This window comes from Romboutsia sp. 1001713B170131_170501_G6 (assembly GCF_015668195.1).
Classification (GTDB): Bacteria; Bacillota; Clostridia; order Peptostreptococcales; family Peptostreptococcaceae; genus Romboutsia_C.
In genome coordinates this window covers 332,252-351,982 of sequence record NZ_JADPFC010000001.1, presented here as the reverse complement: position 1 = coordinate 351,982, position 19,731 = coordinate 332,252, and the positions used below count along the sequence as shown (strand labels likewise).

Genomic DNA, 19,731 nt, shown 5'->3' with positions numbered 1-19,731 from the left:
TACTTATTCAAAGTTATAAAGTTTATATCCTATAAAGGCTAATATATAGCTATATATAAATGAACTTATAATTGTAATTATAATAGGTAATCCAAATGTAATAATATTATGATTATTAGCACTTGTAGTTAACATTCCCATACCAACATCGATTTTACTTAATATAGATATTAATACCATAACAAAAGAATACATTATACTAAATATAAGCAATACATTTTTATCATTATTTTTAAAATGTTTCTTTAAATTACATCCAGCTATTAATATTATAAGACTTACTAATATAAATACTATTATAAATATAAGCTTCGTATCAAAAAACAAATCAGAATTCAATATATTAAATATAGATATTGTATAATCACCTATAATCATAGGAATTAAATTTGCAAATCCCCACATATAAACAGACAATTGACTTACGACAATTCCTGTGTTTATGTATTTCATATATTCAGATATACCAAATTCGTATAAATATGTACTATCGGATATAGTAAGTATACCAACAATTATAAATACTAATATGTAACCTATTATAAATATATTTATAACTTTTTTAAATATATTTATATATATGCTTTCTTTGCCTATTCTTTTTTTATATCCTATTATAAATGTAAATAAAAATCCTATTAAAAAACTGTTTATAAATATACTTGTTGTAGTAAACTTTACTTTAAGTAAAGTGGCTATGTTCATCATATCATATGAATTTAATTCAATTTTTGATATTATACTTATAACTGCCATAAATAAAGCGTAAACTATCCCAACTCCTATAGAATTTGTAATAAGTTCATTAGGTGTTTTACTTTTATTTTTCATAAATAATATATTACTTATAACTAATGATACTATAGGTGCTACTAATAAAGATATTAATCCTAAATGTATGCTTACTTCACCTACTCCTATTAAAGATGATGATGTTATATTAATACTACCTAAATTCATACCTAGCATTGTATGAAGTGGACTTATACTAATCCCTAATTCTCCTAAACTTATATCCATAATACCATTAAAAATTACAGATAAAATAAATAAAATCAATATAGATGATACAGAGGTTATAAATATATTAGTGCTACTCGCATAGCTTTTTATATTATTAATATTAAATTTACTTTTTTCTCCTATATTAAATAAGTTTTTATCTACCACTTTAAAAAGTTCATTACCGCATTGCTTACAGTAATTACTTCCATCTTTATTTTCAGTATTACACTTAGAACAATTCATTTCATTATTTGTTTTTAGTCTATAATAATTTGATATTTTATTTAAGATCTTCCCATCCTCTTTTGAATAATTACTATATTTTTCTTCTGTATTCATTCTTACCTCCGATACAAGTATTTAACTTATTTATTGCTATACTCATATTATCAAGTATACTATAAAACTCTAGCTAAAAGCTAGAGTTTACAATCCAATTATTCCCTTTTCTAAATTATATAATTTGTTGAATCCTTCCATATGAAGTAGATTACATGCTGTTACACTTCTATGTCCACTTCTACAGTAGACAATAACATTTTTTTCTTTGTATTCTTCTAATTCATCTATCTCAAATAACAAATTATTTAATGGTATATTTATAGAGTTTTCTATATTATTTTCTTCATATTCTTCCCTTGTCCTTATATCAATTAATATAGTATCCTCTTTTTTCATTAATTCTTTTAATTTTTTATTATCTATATTTATATAAGCCATATTATTCTCCTTAAATATTTAATCTATATATTTAATACCCTAAATATTTTGTAAAAAACATTGCATTAATTAACTTTTCTAGATTTCATAAGTTTAATATGTCTTATTATAAATGATATTTCCATAGTTATAGCTGCACAGCTTATAAGCCTTTGGCCTATATCTGTTGTATCAACTGCATAGTTATAAAAATATATAATTAATAAAATATCTATTATCAACATTATATTGTCAAGTATCTTTATCATTTTGCCTCCAATTTTTATTATGATTAATAATTATAACATAAAATATAATCTATTTTTCTATATTTTATTAAATTAGGACTTATACTACTCATATATTATTTAGATAATTTGTTAAATTTTTCTGTATATAAAGTTTACTTAGATTTAATGATATGTAGACGATTCAATTTAAAGCCTACTAATATTTATTATTTTTTACATATAATAATTTTATATCAATATAAAATCATTATATGTAAAAAATAAAGCTTAGGATATTCCCTAAGCCTTTGATTTTATTATTCAATTGTTATTGCACTTACTGGGCATCCTTCACATGCTTCTTGTGCACTTTCTTGTAAATCCTCACTTATTTCACCTTCTATAGCTACTGCTAATCCATCATTATCCATATCAAATACTTCTGGGCATATTCCTGCACATGCTCCACATCCTATACATACATCTTTATCTACAAATGCTTTCATTTTAAAGCCTCCTATTTAATTTGTTTACATTATGTATATATCCATATTGTGATGGTCTAAACAGAATTTTTTTATATAATTAATTTTTCATTTATTTTTTAAATATTATAATATAAAAAGCACTAAACATAAGTCTAGTGCTTTAATATATAAATATTAGAATTCAGCGTTTTTAGGAGTTCTTGGGAATGGTATTACGTCTCTTATGTTAGACATTCCTGTCATGTACATTATTATTCTTTCAAATCCTAGTCCAAATCCTGAGTGAGTAGCTGTTCCGAACTTTCTAAGTTCTAAGTACCACCAGTAATCTTCCTTGTTTAATCCCATTTCTTCTATTCTTTCTAATAGTTTTTCTTCTCTTTCTTCTCTTTGAGAACCTCCAACTATTTCTCCTACTCCTGGAACTAATAAGTCCATTGCTCTAACAGTCTTTCCATCTTCATTCATTCTCATGTAGAATGCTTTTATATCTTTTGGATAATCAGTAACAAATACTGGAGCTTTAAATATTTGCTCAGTTAAATATCTTTCATGTTCTGTTTGAAGGTCATCTCCCCAATTAACTGGATATTCAAATTCATGTCCGCTTTCTTGTAACATTTTAACAGCATCTGTATAAGTAAGTCTTTTAAATTCAGAGTTTACTACGTTGTTTAATCTATCTAATAATCCTTTATCTATAAAGTTGTTGAAGAATTCCATTTCTTCTGGAGCATTTTCCATTACGTAATTTATTACGTATTTTATCATGTCTTCAGCAAGTTCCATATTGTCTTCTAAGTCTGCAAAACATATTTCAGGCTCTATCATCCAGAATTCTGATGCATGTCTTTGAGTAAATGAATTTTCAGCCCTGAAAGTTGGTCCAAATGTATAAACATTTCTAAATGCAAGTGCCATTATTTCTGCATTTAATTGACCACTAACTGTTAAGTTAGCTTCTTTTCCAAAGAAGTCTTTAGAATAATCTATATTTCCTTCTTCATTCTTAGGTATATTGTTTAAATCCATAGTAGTTATTCTAAACATTTCTCCTGCACCTTCACAGTCACTTCCTGTTATGATTGGAGAATGTGCATACACGAAGTTTCTGTCTTGGAAGAACTTATGTATAGCATATGCTGCTAAACTTCTTACTCTAAATACAGCAGAGAAAGTATTACTTCTTGGTCTTAAGTGAGCTATTGTTCTTAGATACTCTAATGTATGTCTTTTCTTTTGTAATGGATATGAAGAATCTGATTCTCCTTCTACTACTACTTTAGTAGCATGTATTTCAACTGGTTGCTTAGCACCTTCTGTTGAAACTAATTCTCCCTCTACAAGTATTGATGAACTTATTGGTAATTTAGATATTTCTTTGAAGTTCTCTAGTTTATCTTCAGCTATTACTATTTGCATATTTTTAAAGAAACTTCCATCGTTTAGCTCTATAAATCCAAAGTTTTTAGACGCTCTAGATAATCTTATCCATCCAGCTACATTTACAGTTTTACCTACATACTCTTCTTTTTTTCTGTACAAGTCTTTAATTTCTATAAATTCTTTTTGCATTTTGTTTCCTCCATATTTTATTTTTTATATTGCTTATTTTATTTATTACTAAAATATTTATTATTTTGTATTAAAAAAGCCCTTCATCCCTATAAAAAGGGACGAAAGGCTATTACTTTCGCGGTACCACCCTAATTGCCAAAATTGGCCTCTTAGTAAGCATTGCTTATAGTCTGTAACGGGACTTCCCGTCTAAGTCTACTCTCTTTCAAGATTTCGGTTAGAAACTCCGAGATGTTCTTCAATATAAATTTCGTATTGAGCTTTCACCATCCTCAACTCGCTATGACTACCTTTTATATTTACTTTTCTCTTCACAGTCTATTATTGTTATATTATTTCAACTATTTAAAAAGATTATACCAACTTATATTTTTTTAGTCAATAATTTATTTTCTAAATAATTGTCACAAAGGTTTAATATTATATTTATTTATTAATAATCTTAGCTAGGAGGTGTATTATTTGAAATATCTATTTATATTTTTGTTTATAGTAACATTTATATCACCATCAGTTGATAAAGAAGATTCTTCTAATATCATACGCTCATCTATCTATAATTACATAACTTCACTAGATAGAGCTAAAGATTATTTAGTAGAAAATGTTTCATTTTTTTCAAAACTATCTAATGTGACCTATAAAAAAGCATATGATAAAGTTATGAAAGATAGAATATTAGTTAAACACTTGGTTTTATCTGGCGAGACTTTAGATGATATAATAAAAATTTATAATTCTGATATTGAAAATATTGAGTATTTTAGATTAGTAGCTCTTAATGAAAATCCTGATATCATTTCTAAAGATTATCAAATTTCTTACGGTGATTATATACTAGTTCCTAGTGAATAATTTATATTTTAAGTGGGCCTATTAAAATAGGTCTACTTATCTTAATATATTAGCTAATTGTATAAATGTGTTTTGTAAATCAAGTACTCCATAACCTCTTGTTACATTTGGATATACATATAAATCTTTTTTTCTTGCTCCAAGCATTAAGTAAGTTTTTAAAACTTCTGTATATAATAAGTTTCGTTTAAACGTACTCTGATTTGATACATATTCCATAAGTATAGCCACAACCCCACTTATAATAGAACTACTTACTCCTGTACCCGTTGATGTTGTATAGTTCCCGTTTTTAGATGGAGATATTATATCAACCCCTGGTGCTAATAAATCTGGCTTTATAGGTCTACCTCTTACTGGTCCTTTTGATGAACCTATCCACACACTATCAATCTTATCATCATAGGCTCCTATAGTTATTGCATTTGAAACTGCACCAAACAAAGTTATGGTTACAAATGAATTTGGATCTGTAAATCTAGTTTCATTAGAGATTAAGTTTTTATTGGGCAAATAAACATCGTACAATCCATCTATAATAAATTCTGGAAATAATCTTAAAGTCCATACACCTGGCTTAACATTATTCAATTTTATTGTTAATTCTTGAGTCGCTGATTTTATCCAAGGATATAAATATCTCATTTCATAAAATGTATTTTCTATATTAAACTTGCCTCTATATATATAATCATCTGGTGCATATACAACTCTATAGCTTATTTCTCCTGATGGTGATATTATTGCTGCTGCTATTTTATCTGGACCTGCAACACTTAATGTTATATCTAAATTTTTTTGCTCTCCAATTTGAATTGGTATGTCTTGAATATCATTTAAACTACTTACCTGTCCTTGGTAATGTATATCTGTATTTCCTTCATTTCCAGCACCACTAACTACTATTACACCACTTACTGTTAAATAGTTAAAAGTATCTAATAATGTAGTTACTACTACAGACCTTGATCGTTCACCTAAAGTTAAATTAATTATCATATTTTTTTCTTCTTTTTGAGCTATATCTATAGCATATTTTATGCCTGCTAAGAAGTCTGATAAACCATAATTAATTTTTCCTTCTTTATAAGTATCTTTGTATTCTCTTAACTTTATTACTAATAATTCACTATCTGCAGCTACTCCCTTATATTCTCTGTTTAAATTTCCCCTGCCACATGCTATTCCCGAAGCTACTGTCCCAGTTCCAATAGTATCTTCACTTAGACTTGGGTCATTATTTCTTATATATTCATTTATGATATCTTTATTAAACTCACTTCCAAATTTTAGCCCTGTTGGGGGAGTTCCAACTTGACTTTCTTGATCCCATATAGATACTATTTTTGTAGTACCGTCTGAATTTAAAAAATCAGGGTGTAGATAATCTATTCCAGAGTCTATAATTGTAATTATACATCCTTTACCTGATGTTTTTATATATGGATTTTTATCAACATAGTCAATACCTGATGCTATTTTTACACTTATTCCACTTTCTAAATTATCAGTTATATTAATTAATGAACTCATAGGTACTGATGGTATCCAATCTGCTATGCTTTTTATACTGTTTAATGTTTCTTCTTCAAAACTTTCATCAACATAAATTGCTGCTATTTGATTATTTAGTATAATATATTCATCTATGTTATATAAATTTAAATCAGCCTCTAAACGTTCTAAATTCTCATAAACAATTACATATGATTTTTCCATATAGATATATTCTCCCTAAAATTACCTTAATTGTTCAAACAATCCTCTTATATCTAACTCTCCATATCCATAGCTATAATTAGGATATATAACATCTTGATTTCTTCTGGCTCCTGCGCTTAGATATGTTCTTATCTTTTGTACAAATGCTTTATTTTCATAATTACCATTTACTTGTATATATTGAAGAAATAATGCAACTGCTCCTGATGTATACGCTGATGCTATACCTGTTCCTGTCCCCATTGCATATGTTTTATTTATATATGGACCTATTATATTTACACCAGGGGCTACTATATCTGGTTTTAATACTGATTCTATAGTAGGTCCTCTTGAAGATGATGCCCATAGACTATTATTTATAGTATCGTATGCTCCTACACTTATTACATCATTTAATGTAGATGGATAATTTATAGTATTTTCTGGGTCACTCTTTGAAAATTTAGTTCCTGGTTTGATGAATTTTCTATTTTCTAGGTACATGTTATATATTCCATTTGTTATATATGCTCCTATTAATCTAATTTTCCAAATTCCCTTTTTAGCATTAGCTAAAGTTATTACTGTTCTTTGTTGGCCTGAGTAAGAAAATGGATATGAAAAAGATATTGTATATCTAGTATTTTCAAAATTGAATAGTCCACTTATAATATTAAAATCAGAAACAAGTGCAATCTGACTTTCCTCTCCACTTGGAGATATTATATATAAATCAATTTTATCTGGTCTATTTACCCATAGCTCTATATTTAAAATTTCTTCATCCTCACCTATATCTATCTCCACATCTTGTATTTCTCCATTAAATTCTAATTTTCCTGATGCATGTGTCTGTGTATTACCTTCATTTCCTGCTCCTATTACTTGGCATAATCCATGCTCAAAAAACAATTTATCATAAGAAAGCCTAGAGCTAATTCCTACCAAACTATTATTTCCCAAGGAAATATTGTTAACAAGAGGTTTTCTTTCTTGTCTTGCCTTTTGATTCATATATTCCATAGCCGCTATTAAATAACCATTATTATAATCATTTTCTATTTTCTTTAATTTTACTATTATTAGATCTGATTCCTCTGCTACTCCTTTATACTCAGGATTTAAGTTTCCTAATCCTGTGCATATTCCACTTATCATAGTTCCTGTGCCTTCTTCATCTACAGATAAAGAACCATCATTTTCTAAAATTGCTTTATTTATATCCTCTCTATTATACTCGGTACCTATATGAAATCCATTTGGTGGTTTTCCTTCTTTTGTTTGGTCCCATAAATATAAAATTTTAGATGTTTTATCTGGATATATAAAATCTGGATGTAGATAATCAATCCCAGAATCTGCAATACCAATTATAACGCCTTTACCGCTTATTGATAAATTAGGATTTTCTTTAATAAAATTTGCACCTATATCTTCATTAGCCACAACACCATTAAAAGTACCTCTATTTATATTTACTAATGATGATAATCTAACACTAGGTTCTAATCTATGTAGTGATTTTAAGTTAAAAACATCGCCAAAATTACTAAATTCATCATTCTCGATAAATAATATCCCAAAGTTATCTGAAATCTTTTCAAACTTAAATTTATCTCCTAGTTTTTTTAAATCTTCTTCAAAACCTTCTCCATAAACAGCATTACCCACTAAGGTATAATTTACTCTAAAGTCTTTTTTCATAGTATTTATATCACCCCCATATATGAATTATTTTTGTTAAAAATTTCTATATAAAAATTTTAATCTTCTCTATAAAAAAGTATGCTTTAAATTCTTAAAGCATACTTTTTTTATTATAATCTACTTCCATTATCAACCCACTCTTTAGCATTTTCTACATTATTTAAAGATGGTATTGATACATTAGTTACGTCTTGTAGTTCCTGTGTATTTGCCCAAGCAGCTGTGCTTTCTTGATTTGTTGGCCTATTTGATTTTAATCTTTTGTTATTTTCTCCACTTAATGCTCTACATTTTTCATTATTCAAAACTATCACCTCTTTTCATCTTTAGTTTTTGCATTATTTTTTATAAAATACGCTTTATTCAAAGTTATTTGAAATAGAAATAATAGTATCTTTTAGATTTAAAACTCCATATCCTTGGGAGACATTTGGGAATGTATATATCTCATTCTTAGTCGCGCCAAGCATTAAATATGTTTTTAACTGTTGAGTATATAATGCTTCTTCATACTCATTAGTTTGTTCTTTTATAAATTCCATCATTAATGCTAATACTCCACTTACTACTGATGAACTTACTCCAGTACCTGTTGCTGTATTATATGATTTATTTTTGTATGTTGAAATTATATCAACACATGGTGCTATTATATCTGGTTTTATCCCACCATTTTTTACAGGTCCTTTTGATGAACCTATCCATAGGCTATCAGTCCTTCCATTGTATCCACCTATTGTTATTACATTTTCTGGTGTTGCATACAGAGTTATAGTTGCTACTGAATCTGGATCTAGAAATCTAGTATTTTCAGACATTAAATTTTTATTTGGCAAATATAAATCATACTCACCTCTAATTATAAATTCAGGTGCAAGTCTTACATTCCATATACCAGGCTTAACGTCTAGTAATCTTATTATTAATTCTTGGTATCCTGATTCTAGCCATGGATAAGTAAATTTCATTTCGTAGGCTGTATCTTCTAGATTAAATCTTCCTCTATATACAAAAAAATCTGGAGAATACATTATTTGATAGCTTACTTCTCCCCCTGGAGATATTATTGATGCCCCAATCTTATCTGGACCTACTGCCACTATTCTTATATCTAAATTTAATTGTTCTCCCACTTGAATAGTTATATCATTTTTTTCTTCTAAAGATGTAATTACCCCTTCATAATGTATATCTGTATTTCCTTCATTTCCTGCCCCACTTACTACTACAATTCCTGATCTACCTATCTCTTTAAATGTTTCTAACATAGTAATTTCTATTATTGATTTTGGCATAAGACCTACCGTCAAATTTATTATTAGTTCTTTTTTCTCTTTTTTAGCTATATCTAAAACATACTTTATTGCAGCTAAAAAATCTGTTTTTTCATAATTTGTTTTACCTTTTTTATATCGGTCTTTGTATTCTCTAAGTTTTACTATTATTAGTTCACTATCTATGGCCACACCTTTATATTCTCTATTTAAACTTCCATTACCTGATGCAATTCCAGCTGCCATTGTTCCTGTGCCCATATTATCTTTAGTTAATGTATCATCATTTTCTTTTATAGCTTGATTTATTTCATCTCTTGTAAATTCACTTCCGTATAATAATCCTTCTGGAGGCTCTTTTTTCATACTTTCTTGGTCCCATATCGATACTATCCTTGTTGTACCATCTAAATTTATAAAATCTGGGTTTAAGTAATCTATTCCAGAATCTATTATAGCTATTAATATACCTTTTCCTGTAATATTTATATACGGATTTTTATAAATATAATCAGTTCCAGCAGCGCTAGTAGTACTTTCTCCTTCACTCATATTATTTGTTATGTCTATCAATGAACTCATCGGAGCTGAATTTTGCCACCAGGCAACAGTATCTATTTTAGTTAGTTTTAATTCATCAAAGTCTATAGGAACATATATTACTAATATAGTATCATTTAATATTATATATTTTTCTATTTGATTTTTTAATAAATCATTTATTACTTCATCTAAGCTACCTTGATATACTATAATATAAGATTTTTCCACAGTGATTTTACTCCCTATCTAACTTTATTTTAATTGATTAAACATTCCAATTATATCTAACTCTCCATATCCATAACTTTCATTTGGATAAATTATTTCCTTATTTCTTTTTGCACCTGCTTGAAGAAAAGTTCTTATCATTGTTGTAAATGATTTTTGTTTATAATAGCCTTCAACTAATGTGTATTGTAAGTAAAAACTTGCAGCTCCAGATACATACGCAGCTGATGCTGCAGTTCCCGTTATAGTGGCATACTTATTATCTGGGTATGTTGATATTATGTTTACCCCTGGTGCTACTATGTCTGGTCTTAACAAACCATTTATAGTTGGTCCTCTCGAAGTAGATGGCCATAAGCTATTATTTATTATGTTATATGCTCCTACTGATATAACATCACTATAAGTAGACGGATAGTTTATAGTATTATTTGGACTTGATTCTCTAAACTGAGTTCCTGGTTTTATAAGCGCTCTATTTGGTAGATATATATTATAGATTCCATTACTTATGTATTCTCCTCTTAGTCTAATCCTCCATACACCTTTTGTCACATTCTTTAGTCTTATTATAGTTTTTTGTTGCCCTGAAAATGATGTTGGATATATATAAGTTATTGCATACCATGTACCTTCCAAATCAAATATTCCCGTTACCTCATTAAAATTTGCAACTTCTATAAACTTACTTACTTCTCCACTTGGTGATACTACTGCTACACTTGCTTTATCTGGCTTATTTATCCATAAATTAATATCAAGAAATTCTTCATCTTCAGCAAGTTCCAATTCTATATCTTGCTCATCTCCCTTAAAATTAATTACTCCTGTGGCATGAGTTCTAGTATTACCTTCATTTCCAGCTGCAGATACAAGACATACCCCTCTACTAAATAACGGTGTATCTGCTAATATCCTCTGTGTAGCTCCTACTACGTCATTACTTCCTAAAGACATATTTATTACCAAAGGCATTTTAGCTTCTGCTGCTTTTTTATAGGCATAATCCATCCCAGCTTCTACAAGTGCATTATTATAATTTCCATCAATCTTTTTTAATTTTACAATTATCAACTCCGCATCTGGAGCTACACCTTCATATCGTTTATCTATATTCCCAAGTCCTGCACATATTCCACTTAACATTGTACCCGTTCCCTCTTCATCTACTGATAAAGACTTATCATTTTCTAAAATTGCTTTATTTATTTCTTCTCTTGTATATTCTGTACCTATATAAAACCCATTTGGTGGATTACCATCTTTAGCTTGATCCCATAAATATAATATTTTAGATGTTCTGTCCGGATATATAAAATCTTCATGTAAGTAATCTATTCCAGAATCGATTATAGCTATTAATACACCTTTTCCTGTTAAATTTATATTTACATTATCTTTAAAAAAGTTTGCACCAATCTCCTCTGTAGCTACAACTCCGTTCTCTATTCCTCTAGTTATAGTTCCTAGTGAATTCATCGTTATTATAGGTTCTGAGGTTTTATAAGAGCTTAAACGTTTTATTGTACTAATCTTATTTTGTTCTCCTACAGGTATCATTAATATTCCATTTTTATCACTTATAGGATAATACTTGTAATTTAAGTTTGTTTTTTTTAATTCTTCTTCAAATCCAGGTTCGTGAAAAGTTTGAGTATATGTTTTTATATCGTCTGGAATTTCTAGTCTTTTAAGTTTTTTCGCTTTTTTTTTATTACTTCTATATAAAGAATTATATTGATTATTCATTTGAGACATACTACTTAAATCTACATTTGATAAATCAAAAAGACCATATCCCATAGAATTATTTGGGTAAGTATATACAGGGTTTCTTCTAGCCTCTTTTATAAGAAATGCTCTTAACTTTTGACCATAAAAAAACAAATCATTTCTATTTACAATTCCCCATTCCATTAAAAGAGCTGCTGAACCAGTCACATGTGGGGTAGCCATACTTGTTCCTGTTAAAGCACCTAAATTACCACCTGGCAATACTGATAATATATCTTCTCCTGGTGCTAGTAAATCTGGCTTAATTACATTTCTTTCTATGTCTCCTTCTCCTGAGAATACAGATACATTATCAGTTCTTGAGTTAAAACTCCCAACAGTTATTACCTTACTTGCAGTTCCTGGAACAGTTACAGTCTGATTCTTATCTGCACCTAAAAATCTAGTATCTTTACTTATTCCCTCTGACGTTGGTAGATATATATTTACATTTCCTACTACTACATCTATAGGTGTAAATACCAATTTCCATATTCCTGAATTTATAAATGTATTAGATGTCATTTGAAGAGTAATCCTTCTTATGAGGGAATATGGTGCTATCGGATAAAAGTATCCTTTTATTCTAGTTGCCCCTATTATATTTCTTATTTCTCCTGATGTTAATGATATTTCTTGTGTTTTAGCGTTAGATGGGCTTACCAATCTAACACTAAAATTATCAATAAAGTCAGGCCATATATTTATATTTAACACCTGCTCTGAATCACCTACTACAAATTCAACTTCAACCTCTCTATCTTGCTTTATGTTTATATTTCTATGACCACCTTTATCTGCATTATTTCCAGCTGCAACAACTATATTGTTCTTCCAAAATGAACACATATCGTCTATATATTGTTCAAATAATGATAATCCTCTATGAGATCCTTCATTACTACCATAACTTATATTTATTACAATTGGCATTAATAGTTCTAATGCTTTATCTAATACAAATTTTATAGCTCTCATAAACTCTGTACTTCTAGAAAAAACATCAGTTTGTCTATTCCCAACTCTTACAACTATTAAATTTGCTTCATTTGCAATTTGAGAACATATCCCTGCTACATGAGTTCCATGGGCACTGGTTGCAGATATTGGTATTATCTTTTCGCCTCTTATTGCACTATTTATATCTTCATTTGTATAAAGAGTACCATTTCTAAATCCTTCTGGTGGATTTCCTTGTATTGATTGGTCCCAATAATAAAGTATTTTTGAATTTCCTTGACTATCTTTAAATATATCTAAGTTGTAATCTATTCCAGAGTCAATAATACCTATTAGTGTTCCTTTTCCAGTTAGCCTATTTAAATTTTTAAATCTAGTTATTCCTGTTCTTGAAAAACTTTGTACATCTTGAGTAGTTAATATAAATGGTTTTTCTATAAATGCTATCTGAGGATAATTAAGTAACGCATCAATTTTTTCTTCACTATCAGCTGTTATTATGGCATAGTTATATTCTAAAATTTCTACAAATACTCCTAATTCTTCTTGTATAAATGAAATATCTCCATTATATCTAACAATTACTTCGAATTCGATAAAAACACCCCCTATACTTATACCTATATTTATTTTTGCTATTTCTAATATTTATAATATATATGTATGTATTTATGCTAAATTTATTGTATAATACATATATTGATTTATTTAAAATTCACTAAAATGAAATATTCAATTAGAAAGGATGTGTTGATTTGAAAAATAAAAAAATTAATCTGAGTCTCGTACTTACATTAGTAGTTTCTTATATAATAATAAAACTTATAGATAATTATCAGTACTTCTTAGGTATTTTTAAGGTTTTATTTTCACTTTTAACTCCATTTGTTATAGCATTTGTATTAGCATATATATTCACTCCTATTGTTAGTTTCTTAGAAAATAAGTTTAAGATTAAAAGAATATTTGCTTTATGTATAACATATGGATTTTTACTTCTTATAATAGGTTCTTTCATATTTGTTACAGTACCTATATTAATAAGTAGTTTAGCAGATATAATAAGCCAAGTTCCTTTATATGCTGAAAAAACTCAAACTTTTCTTATACAAATTGGGGATAGCTTAAAAAATGTTGATCCAAATACTTTAAAATCAGTAGGAGATAAACTATTTTCTGCTATGCCACAGATAAGCAATTTATTAATAGGATATTTAGGACAAGTATTTTCAACTACATTCTCAATATCTAAATTTATTGTACAATTTGTATTAGCGTTTATAATATGCTTTTATATTATTCTTGAAAAGGAAGATTTCTTTTCTTTTTATAAAAAAATGCTAAGTATAATATTTGGTCAAAAGTTTTGTGATTTAACTTTAGATATTGGAAGTACCTTAAATGAAAATATAGGTAAATATTTTACAGGAAAAATAATAGATTCTGCTATAGTTGGTTTAATATCAGGTATAGGCCTTCAGCTTATTGGATCTCCATATTCTTTATTATTTGGAGTTTTAATGGGAGTTACAAACTTAATTCCTTATTTTGGGCCTGTTATTGGTATGACTCCCGTTGTATTAATAAATATATTCTATAACCCTAGTATAGCAATATTTTCCTTAGTGTATTTAATGTTAGTTCAACAGGTTGAGATTGCTTTTATAGAACCTAAAATAGTCGGTGGTCAACTAGGACTTAGCCCATTTTTAACTATACTTGCTGTAACAATTGGTGGTGGATTCTTTGGTATACCAGGTATGATTTTATCAGTGCCTATAATGGGTGTTATAAAGATATATCTTAATAAATTTTTTGATTATAAACAAAATCAACTAAATATATAAAAAGTGAGTAGCATATGCTACTCACTTTTTATATATTTTCTATTTCTGTATAAATTAATTACGATATTGTAATCATAAGTAACAGGGGTGTAACTATTATATTTTGATAATTATGTTAATATTTAATTATAGAAATAATATTTATATAATTAAAATAATTTATGAAAGTTGGTGTACTATGAAAAAGGCAATTATAGTTTTATCTATTTTATGTGGTTGTTTAATTTTTCAACAACCTTTACAAAAATTTGTTTTTGCTCAACCTACTATCACAATTTCAAATAATCAACATGAACTTACTAAAGAAGATGCTAAGAAGCTTCTTATAAAATATAATGACAAAGTAGATTATATATATCAAGGAAATGCTAGTAAATTTGAATATCTAAAATCTAAAAATCTTGAAGGATATGTCTTCTTACCAGATGTAGAAACAGATATTGGATACTTTGTTGATAAAAATACTAGTGATATATACTATTTCCATCCAAGTGGATATTTAGAACTAGTAAATGATATAAACAAATAAAAGGAGTAGATACCTACTCCTTTTATTTGTTTATACCTATTATCTCTTTAAACTAAAATACCACCATATATTGTTATTTCAAATACAAAGCCTCACATACTTAAAGTATATGAGGCTTTTATCTTAAGTATTTTCTTCAATTTTTTTACTAAGCCTAGATAACATGTTCTTAGAAAAGTCTGATATATCTTTTGGTATACATGTATACGTAGATAATATTGAATAGATTTCAATGGCTCTTTTGTAGTCTCTTTTGCCTGCATATGACTTAAAAGCTTCTTCTGCTAAGTTTTTAGAAGCATTACTTATTTGTTCATATCTTCTTCTCAAAACCATCTCTCCTCTAATAAAGTATATCTACTTATATGTTTTTTATTACTGATTTATTACTGGTTCTTCTATATCTACATCTTCATCGCTAACTTTTCTTTTTATAATTTCAATATTACTATGTTTTGAATATTTATCATCCTTGTTAGCCTTTACATAAACTTCTAGGTCTACATTTTCATCAGAAAGATTTATTGTATATTTATTACTTTCTATATTACTTTCAAGAAGTGTAAATCCTTCATCTTGATTTAAATTGTTTTTAACATAAATACTGTATTTAACATTTTTTATATCTAATTTATCCCAAGTAAGTGTTGCTAAATTATTATTACTATCTATAGATGCTTTTAGATTTTTAACTTCTACATTCTGTATATCTTCATCTATTGGCTTTATATTTATAGTATTACTTGGATTTGTCATTCCATATTTAGTTTTACCAGCTACGTATATGCTTATATCTGGTATTTTACCATCTATTAAATCTATTTCTATATTTTTATATACGGTATTTGAATCCATTTTATCCTTTTGTACTTTTATTGAATCGTATAAATTAAAATCTGGATTATTTAATGAATTATTTTTTAAATATATATAATATTCATTTACATCATCTATATAATCCCAAGATAATTTAACTAAAAGTTTACCATCTACTATCTCATATAAAGCTTTTATATTTTCTACTTTGTTGCTTGTAACTGACTCTTTACTAACTTTTATAGTTACTATTTTTTCTTTTTCATCACAGATTATTCTTATCTTTTCTTTTCCTTCTTTTATTCCAGTTATAACTCCTGTATTTTTATCAAGACTTATATTTCTATCTACTCCTAATTTATTTTCCACTAGTTCATATCTTATCTTAGGATGTTTAAGTCCAGCAGGCATAGTTATTATATCTGGTTTTAACTTTTTACTTTTTTCAAGTCCTACTTCTATAGTGCTACTTATAGATATTTCTGCAATCTTTGCTTGTATATTATACTTTAAAGTTTCTACCATATCTTTAGACTTTATATACACTTTAGCACTACCTACACCCACAGCTTTTATTTTATTGTCATCTATTTTTATAACATCTTCATTACTACTCTCATAGAATACTTTTTCTTTTTCTTTAAATTTGTCATAATCTACTTTAACTTCTGATGTTATAGTAGCACTATCTCCTACATACTTTAAATTATTATCAACATTATATGTTATATCCTCAACTTTAGGATCTATAACTCTTATGTTGACTTTCCTTAGCACTCTTTGATTTTTCATAACACCTATTGTTGATATTCCTTCTTTTTTACCTATTAATTCATTTCCTTTTATCTCTAGAATATTCTTACTATCTAATACGTTAAACCAAATATCAGGTTTTTTTGCATAAGATGGTATACAAATATAGTCTCCACTAGATAGTTTGACTTTATCATTTAACCTTATGGTATATTCATCTATATCTGTAACATAGTCTCCATTTACTACCTTAAGTTCTATACCTCTTACAATAGGACTTAAAACTCCAAATTTAAAAAGAAAGTACTGCAAAAATGCTAATATAGGTAAAGATACTAATATGAATAACCACTTGCTGTTTTTATTTACTTTTTTCATTTAACCACATCCTTTATGACAATTCATTTTAACTATGATTAAATCTTAATATACTAATATCTATATTAATTCCATATGTTTACTAAAATCCCTTTAAAGCACTTTTTATTATCATATTTGATTATTATCCATAAAGTTAAACTCTAATCATTCTAACATTTAAGTGTAACTTTATAGTTAAATAAAAAAATTTTACAATAAACAAAAGCTACAGATTTAGGAATACCTATATCTGTAGCAAAATATTATCTATCTTTTACTTGGACATTATACTTTTCTATTAAATTATCGACAACATTACTTTGTTTTTCATATGATAGCTTATACTTTAATTCTTCTTTTATATCATCAAAGTTTTCTTGCTTTTCATCAGTCTTTTTTATTATGTGATATCCAAATTGAGTTTCTACAGGTTCTTTGCTTATTTCACCTACTTTTAAAGCAAATGCTTCTTTTTCAAATGGCTCAACCATTTGACCTTTTGTAAAGAAATCAAGGTCTCCTCCATTATCTTTACTACTATCTTCAGAGTATTCTTTTGCTAATGTAGCAAAATCTTCTCCAGCTTGGGCTTTTTTAAGTATTTTGTCTATTTCTTCTTTAATCTTTTTCTTTTCATCTTCACTTACGTCATTTCCATCTTTATCTGTAGTTTTAAGAAGTATATGAGATGCTCTAACCTTTAAGAATTCATCTTTGTTTTTATCATAATAGTTTTTAGCTTCTTTATCACTTACTTCTGAAGCCTTTTTTATATATTTAGTAGCTATAATTTCTTTTTCTAAATCTTTTTCAGAATCTTTCTTGCTTATTCCAAATTTATTTATATATTCTTCTTCTGATATTCCAAATTGTTTACTAATACTTTCCATTAAAGATTTATATTCAGCATCTATTTCTTCTTGTGTAGCTTTTATACCATCCTTTTTACCTTCTAAATATAATACTTCTGTTGTAGTCATATAATCTATCATGCTATCTTCATAAGCTTTTATTTGTTCATCCGTCATTTCTGTTTTACCATTTATATAAAATAAAGGTTCCATCTTTTTTTCAAGTTCTTTTCCCGTTATTTTAGTATCTCCAATTGTTGCTATTACCTTATTATCGCTATAATTTTTGTGTGTTGCTGGTAACTTTCTTCCAACATTTTTTCCTGTAGTAAATCCTACTCCTATGCATAATATACCTACTAATGAAGTTATCATAGCAGTTTTTACTATTCCTTTATTTTTTTTAGCTGGCTTTACTTCTTTTTTTTCTCCCTTTTCATTTTCAATTTCATGTTCATCTAAACTATTTATTTTCTTATCTTCAGACATTTACATCCTCCCTAATACCTATTTTTTATAACTATTTATATTTTACATTATTTGAAATGTAAATAAAATTAAAATTTAATAAAGTAATATACTCTTATTTCTGTCATTAATTATTTTAGTATATATAAGTGAATGGTAATTGAAGTGCTTATGAATTTATTATGAATTTAAATATTTCTTAAACTATATCTTATTTCATATCTGCCTACTTTTGTATTTTTTTCTTTTAGCATTTTAACAACTTCTTTTTTATCTTTTTTTAGATGATTTGCACATTCATCTAAAGACTTAAATACTTCTATTACTTCTCCTTTTGTGTCTATAAGTTCTACCTTCTTTTTTCCCCCTCTTTTAATTACTGATTTATATTTATTAAAATACTCATCATACTCTTCATCTATACACTCAAATATATAGTGCATTTTTATAGGGTCTAATTTATCACTACATAAAATTTCTTCTCTTTTTTCTTTTGATATTTTTGAAGTAAATATTTTGTTATTTAATATTGTTAAAATTTGAGATGGCTTTTTATTACTATCTAGATAACTTTCATACTCTTTTTCAAGATTTAATTCTTTACTTAAATACTTTATAGCTCCACCTATATAGTCAGTATATCCATACTTTAAATTTTCCTTTATATACTCAATAGGAATTCCTAGATTTTTAGCACACTCTTTATGTGTCTTAAAAACTCTCTCTTCTTTTGTATATACATCTATAGCTTTAATAGACATACCTCTTTTTATTTTTATATCTTTTATATAATATTTATCGTCTTCACTAATAATTTCTATACTTTTATTTTCAATTTTTTCTTTTTTATGTTCTTTACTTTCATTATGACTCTTATCTTCATTATGTATTGAATCTTTTTTAACTTCTTTTATTTCACTTATTTTTTTATTTTTATCTGATTTTACAATCTCTTCTTTATATACTGTTTTATCCTTTTTATGTATTTTTGAGTTATCTTTATTTTGTTCTACTAAATTTTTTACCTTATTTATAAATTTCTTTAACAACACTTTTCCTCCCT

At 27.1% G+C, this 19,731-nt stretch carries 17 protein-coding genes and 1 other annotated feature; of the genes, 3 read left to right on the top strand and 14 right to left on the bottom strand.

Annotated elements, in window-relative coordinates; translation table 11 throughout:
* Positions 1-3: 3 nt before the first annotated feature.
* From I4U89_RS01745 to asnS, 5 genes are all read right to left on the bottom strand, one after another.
* Positions 4-1,344 carry a zinc ribbon domain-containing protein gene (locus I4U89_RS01745; RefSeq protein WP_195937955.1) on the bottom strand — a complete coding sequence of 447 codons (1,341 nt, stop codon included), beginning with the start codon at positions 1,342-1,344 and terminating at the stop codon, positions 4-6.
* A gap of 87 nt (positions 1,345-1,431) precedes the next feature.
* The gene (locus I4U89_RS01740; protein WP_195937954.1) at positions 1,432-1,725 is read right to left on the bottom strand and encodes a rhodanese-like domain-containing protein; all 294 of its coding nucleotides are present in this window, start codon (positions 1,723-1,725) and stop codon (positions 1,432-1,434) included.
* 65 nt (positions 1,726-1,790) lie between these two features.
* Positions 1,791-1,973, bottom strand: a complete 183-nt coding sequence (locus I4U89_RS01735) for a hypothetical protein (protein ID WP_195937953.1) — start codon at positions 1,971-1,973, stop codon at positions 1,791-1,793.
* A 278-nt stretch (positions 1,974-2,251) separates the two neighbouring features.
* Positions 2,252-2,440: a ferredoxin gene (locus tag I4U89_RS01730; protein WP_195937952.1), complete on the bottom strand. Its 189-nt coding sequence runs from the start codon at positions 2,438-2,440 to the stop codon at positions 2,252-2,254.
* Between the two features lie 156 nt (positions 2,441-2,596).
* Positions 2,597-3,997, bottom strand: a complete 1,401-nt coding sequence (asnS, locus tag I4U89_RS01725) for an asparagine--tRNA ligase (RefSeq protein WP_195937951.1) — start codon at positions 3,995-3,997, stop codon at positions 2,597-2,599.
* Between the two features lie 94 nt (positions 3,998-4,091).
* Positions 4,092-4,324, bottom strand: a binding site (T-box leader).
* 138 nt (positions 4,325-4,462) lie between these two features.
* Here asnS and I4U89_RS01720 point away from each other — a divergent pair.
* On the top strand, positions 4,463-4,855 hold the full coding sequence (locus I4U89_RS01720) for a hypothetical protein (protein WP_195937950.1): 393 nt from the start codon (positions 4,463-4,465) through the stop codon (positions 4,853-4,855).
* A 36-nt stretch (positions 4,856-4,891) separates the two neighbouring features.
* On the opposite strand, the gene cspC (I4U89_RS01715) is transcribed toward I4U89_RS01720, so the two are convergent.
* From cspC (I4U89_RS01715) to cspBA, 5 genes are all read right to left on the bottom strand, one after another.
* On the bottom strand, positions 4,892-6,574 hold the full coding sequence (cspC, locus tag I4U89_RS01715; RefSeq protein WP_195937949.1) for a bile acid germinant receptor pseudoprotease CspC: 1,683 nt from the start codon (positions 6,572-6,574) through the stop codon (positions 4,892-4,894).
* A gap of 21 nt (positions 6,575-6,595) precedes the next feature.
* Entirely contained in the window at positions 6,596-8,263 is a 1,668-nt protein-coding gene (locus tag I4U89_RS01710; RefSeq protein ID WP_195937948.1) for a S8 family peptidase, read from the bottom strand.
* Between the two features lie 113 nt (positions 8,264-8,376).
* A complete protein-coding gene (locus tag I4U89_RS01705; RefSeq protein ID WP_195937947.1) occupies positions 8,377-8,571 on the bottom strand; it encodes a CDIF630_02480 family spore surface protein in 195 nt (64 codons plus the stop codon).
* A 54-nt stretch (positions 8,572-8,625) separates the two neighbouring features.
* A complete protein-coding gene (gene cspC, locus I4U89_RS01700) occupies positions 8,626-10,311 on the bottom strand; it encodes a bile acid germinant receptor pseudoprotease CspC (protein ID WP_195937946.1) in 1,686 nt (561 codons plus the stop codon).
* A gap of 24 nt (positions 10,312-10,335) precedes the next feature.
* Positions 10,336-13,641 carry a bifunctional germination protease/germinant receptor pseudoprotease CspBA gene (gene cspBA / locus I4U89_RS15775; RefSeq protein WP_330615527.1) on the bottom strand — a complete coding sequence of 1,102 codons (3,306 nt, stop codon included), beginning with the start codon at positions 13,639-13,641 and terminating at the stop codon, positions 10,336-10,338.
* Positions 13,642-13,799: 158 nt separating this feature from the next.
* Between cspBA and I4U89_RS01690 the strand changes: the two genes are divergently transcribed.
* Together I4U89_RS01690 and I4U89_RS01685 are read left to right on the top strand one after the other, a co-directional pair.
* Entirely contained in the window at positions 13,800-14,891 is a 1,092-nt protein-coding gene (locus I4U89_RS01690; protein ID WP_195937945.1) for an AI-2E family transporter, read from the top strand.
* Between the two features lie 178 nt (positions 14,892-15,069).
* Complete coding sequence (locus I4U89_RS01685) at positions 15,070-15,420, top strand: hypothetical protein (protein WP_195937944.1); 351 nt, start codon at positions 15,070-15,072, stop codon at positions 15,418-15,420.
* Positions 15,421-15,543: 123 nt separating this feature from the next.
* Here I4U89_RS01685 and I4U89_RS01680 read toward each other — a convergent pair whose 3' ends face one another.
* From I4U89_RS01680 to I4U89_RS01665, 4 genes are all read right to left on the bottom strand, one after another.
* Positions 15,544-15,750, bottom strand: coding sequence for a hypothetical protein (locus I4U89_RS01680; RefSeq protein WP_195937943.1), 207 nt, complete (start codon positions 15,748-15,750; stop codon positions 15,544-15,546).
* 45 nt (positions 15,751-15,795) lie between these two features.
* A complete protein-coding gene (locus tag I4U89_RS01675) occupies positions 15,796-17,367 on the bottom strand; it encodes a hypothetical protein (protein ID WP_195937942.1) in 1,572 nt (523 codons plus the stop codon).
* Positions 17,368-17,612: 245 nt separating this feature from the next.
* A complete protein-coding gene (locus I4U89_RS01670) occupies positions 17,613-18,689 on the bottom strand; it encodes a peptidylprolyl isomerase (protein WP_195236908.1) in 1,077 nt (358 codons plus the stop codon).
* 167 nt (positions 18,690-18,856) lie between these two features.
* Positions 18,857-19,717, bottom strand: a complete 861-nt coding sequence (locus tag I4U89_RS01665) for a hypothetical protein (protein WP_195937941.1) — start codon at positions 19,715-19,717, stop codon at positions 18,857-18,859.
* Positions 19,718-19,731: the final 14 nt, after the last annotated feature.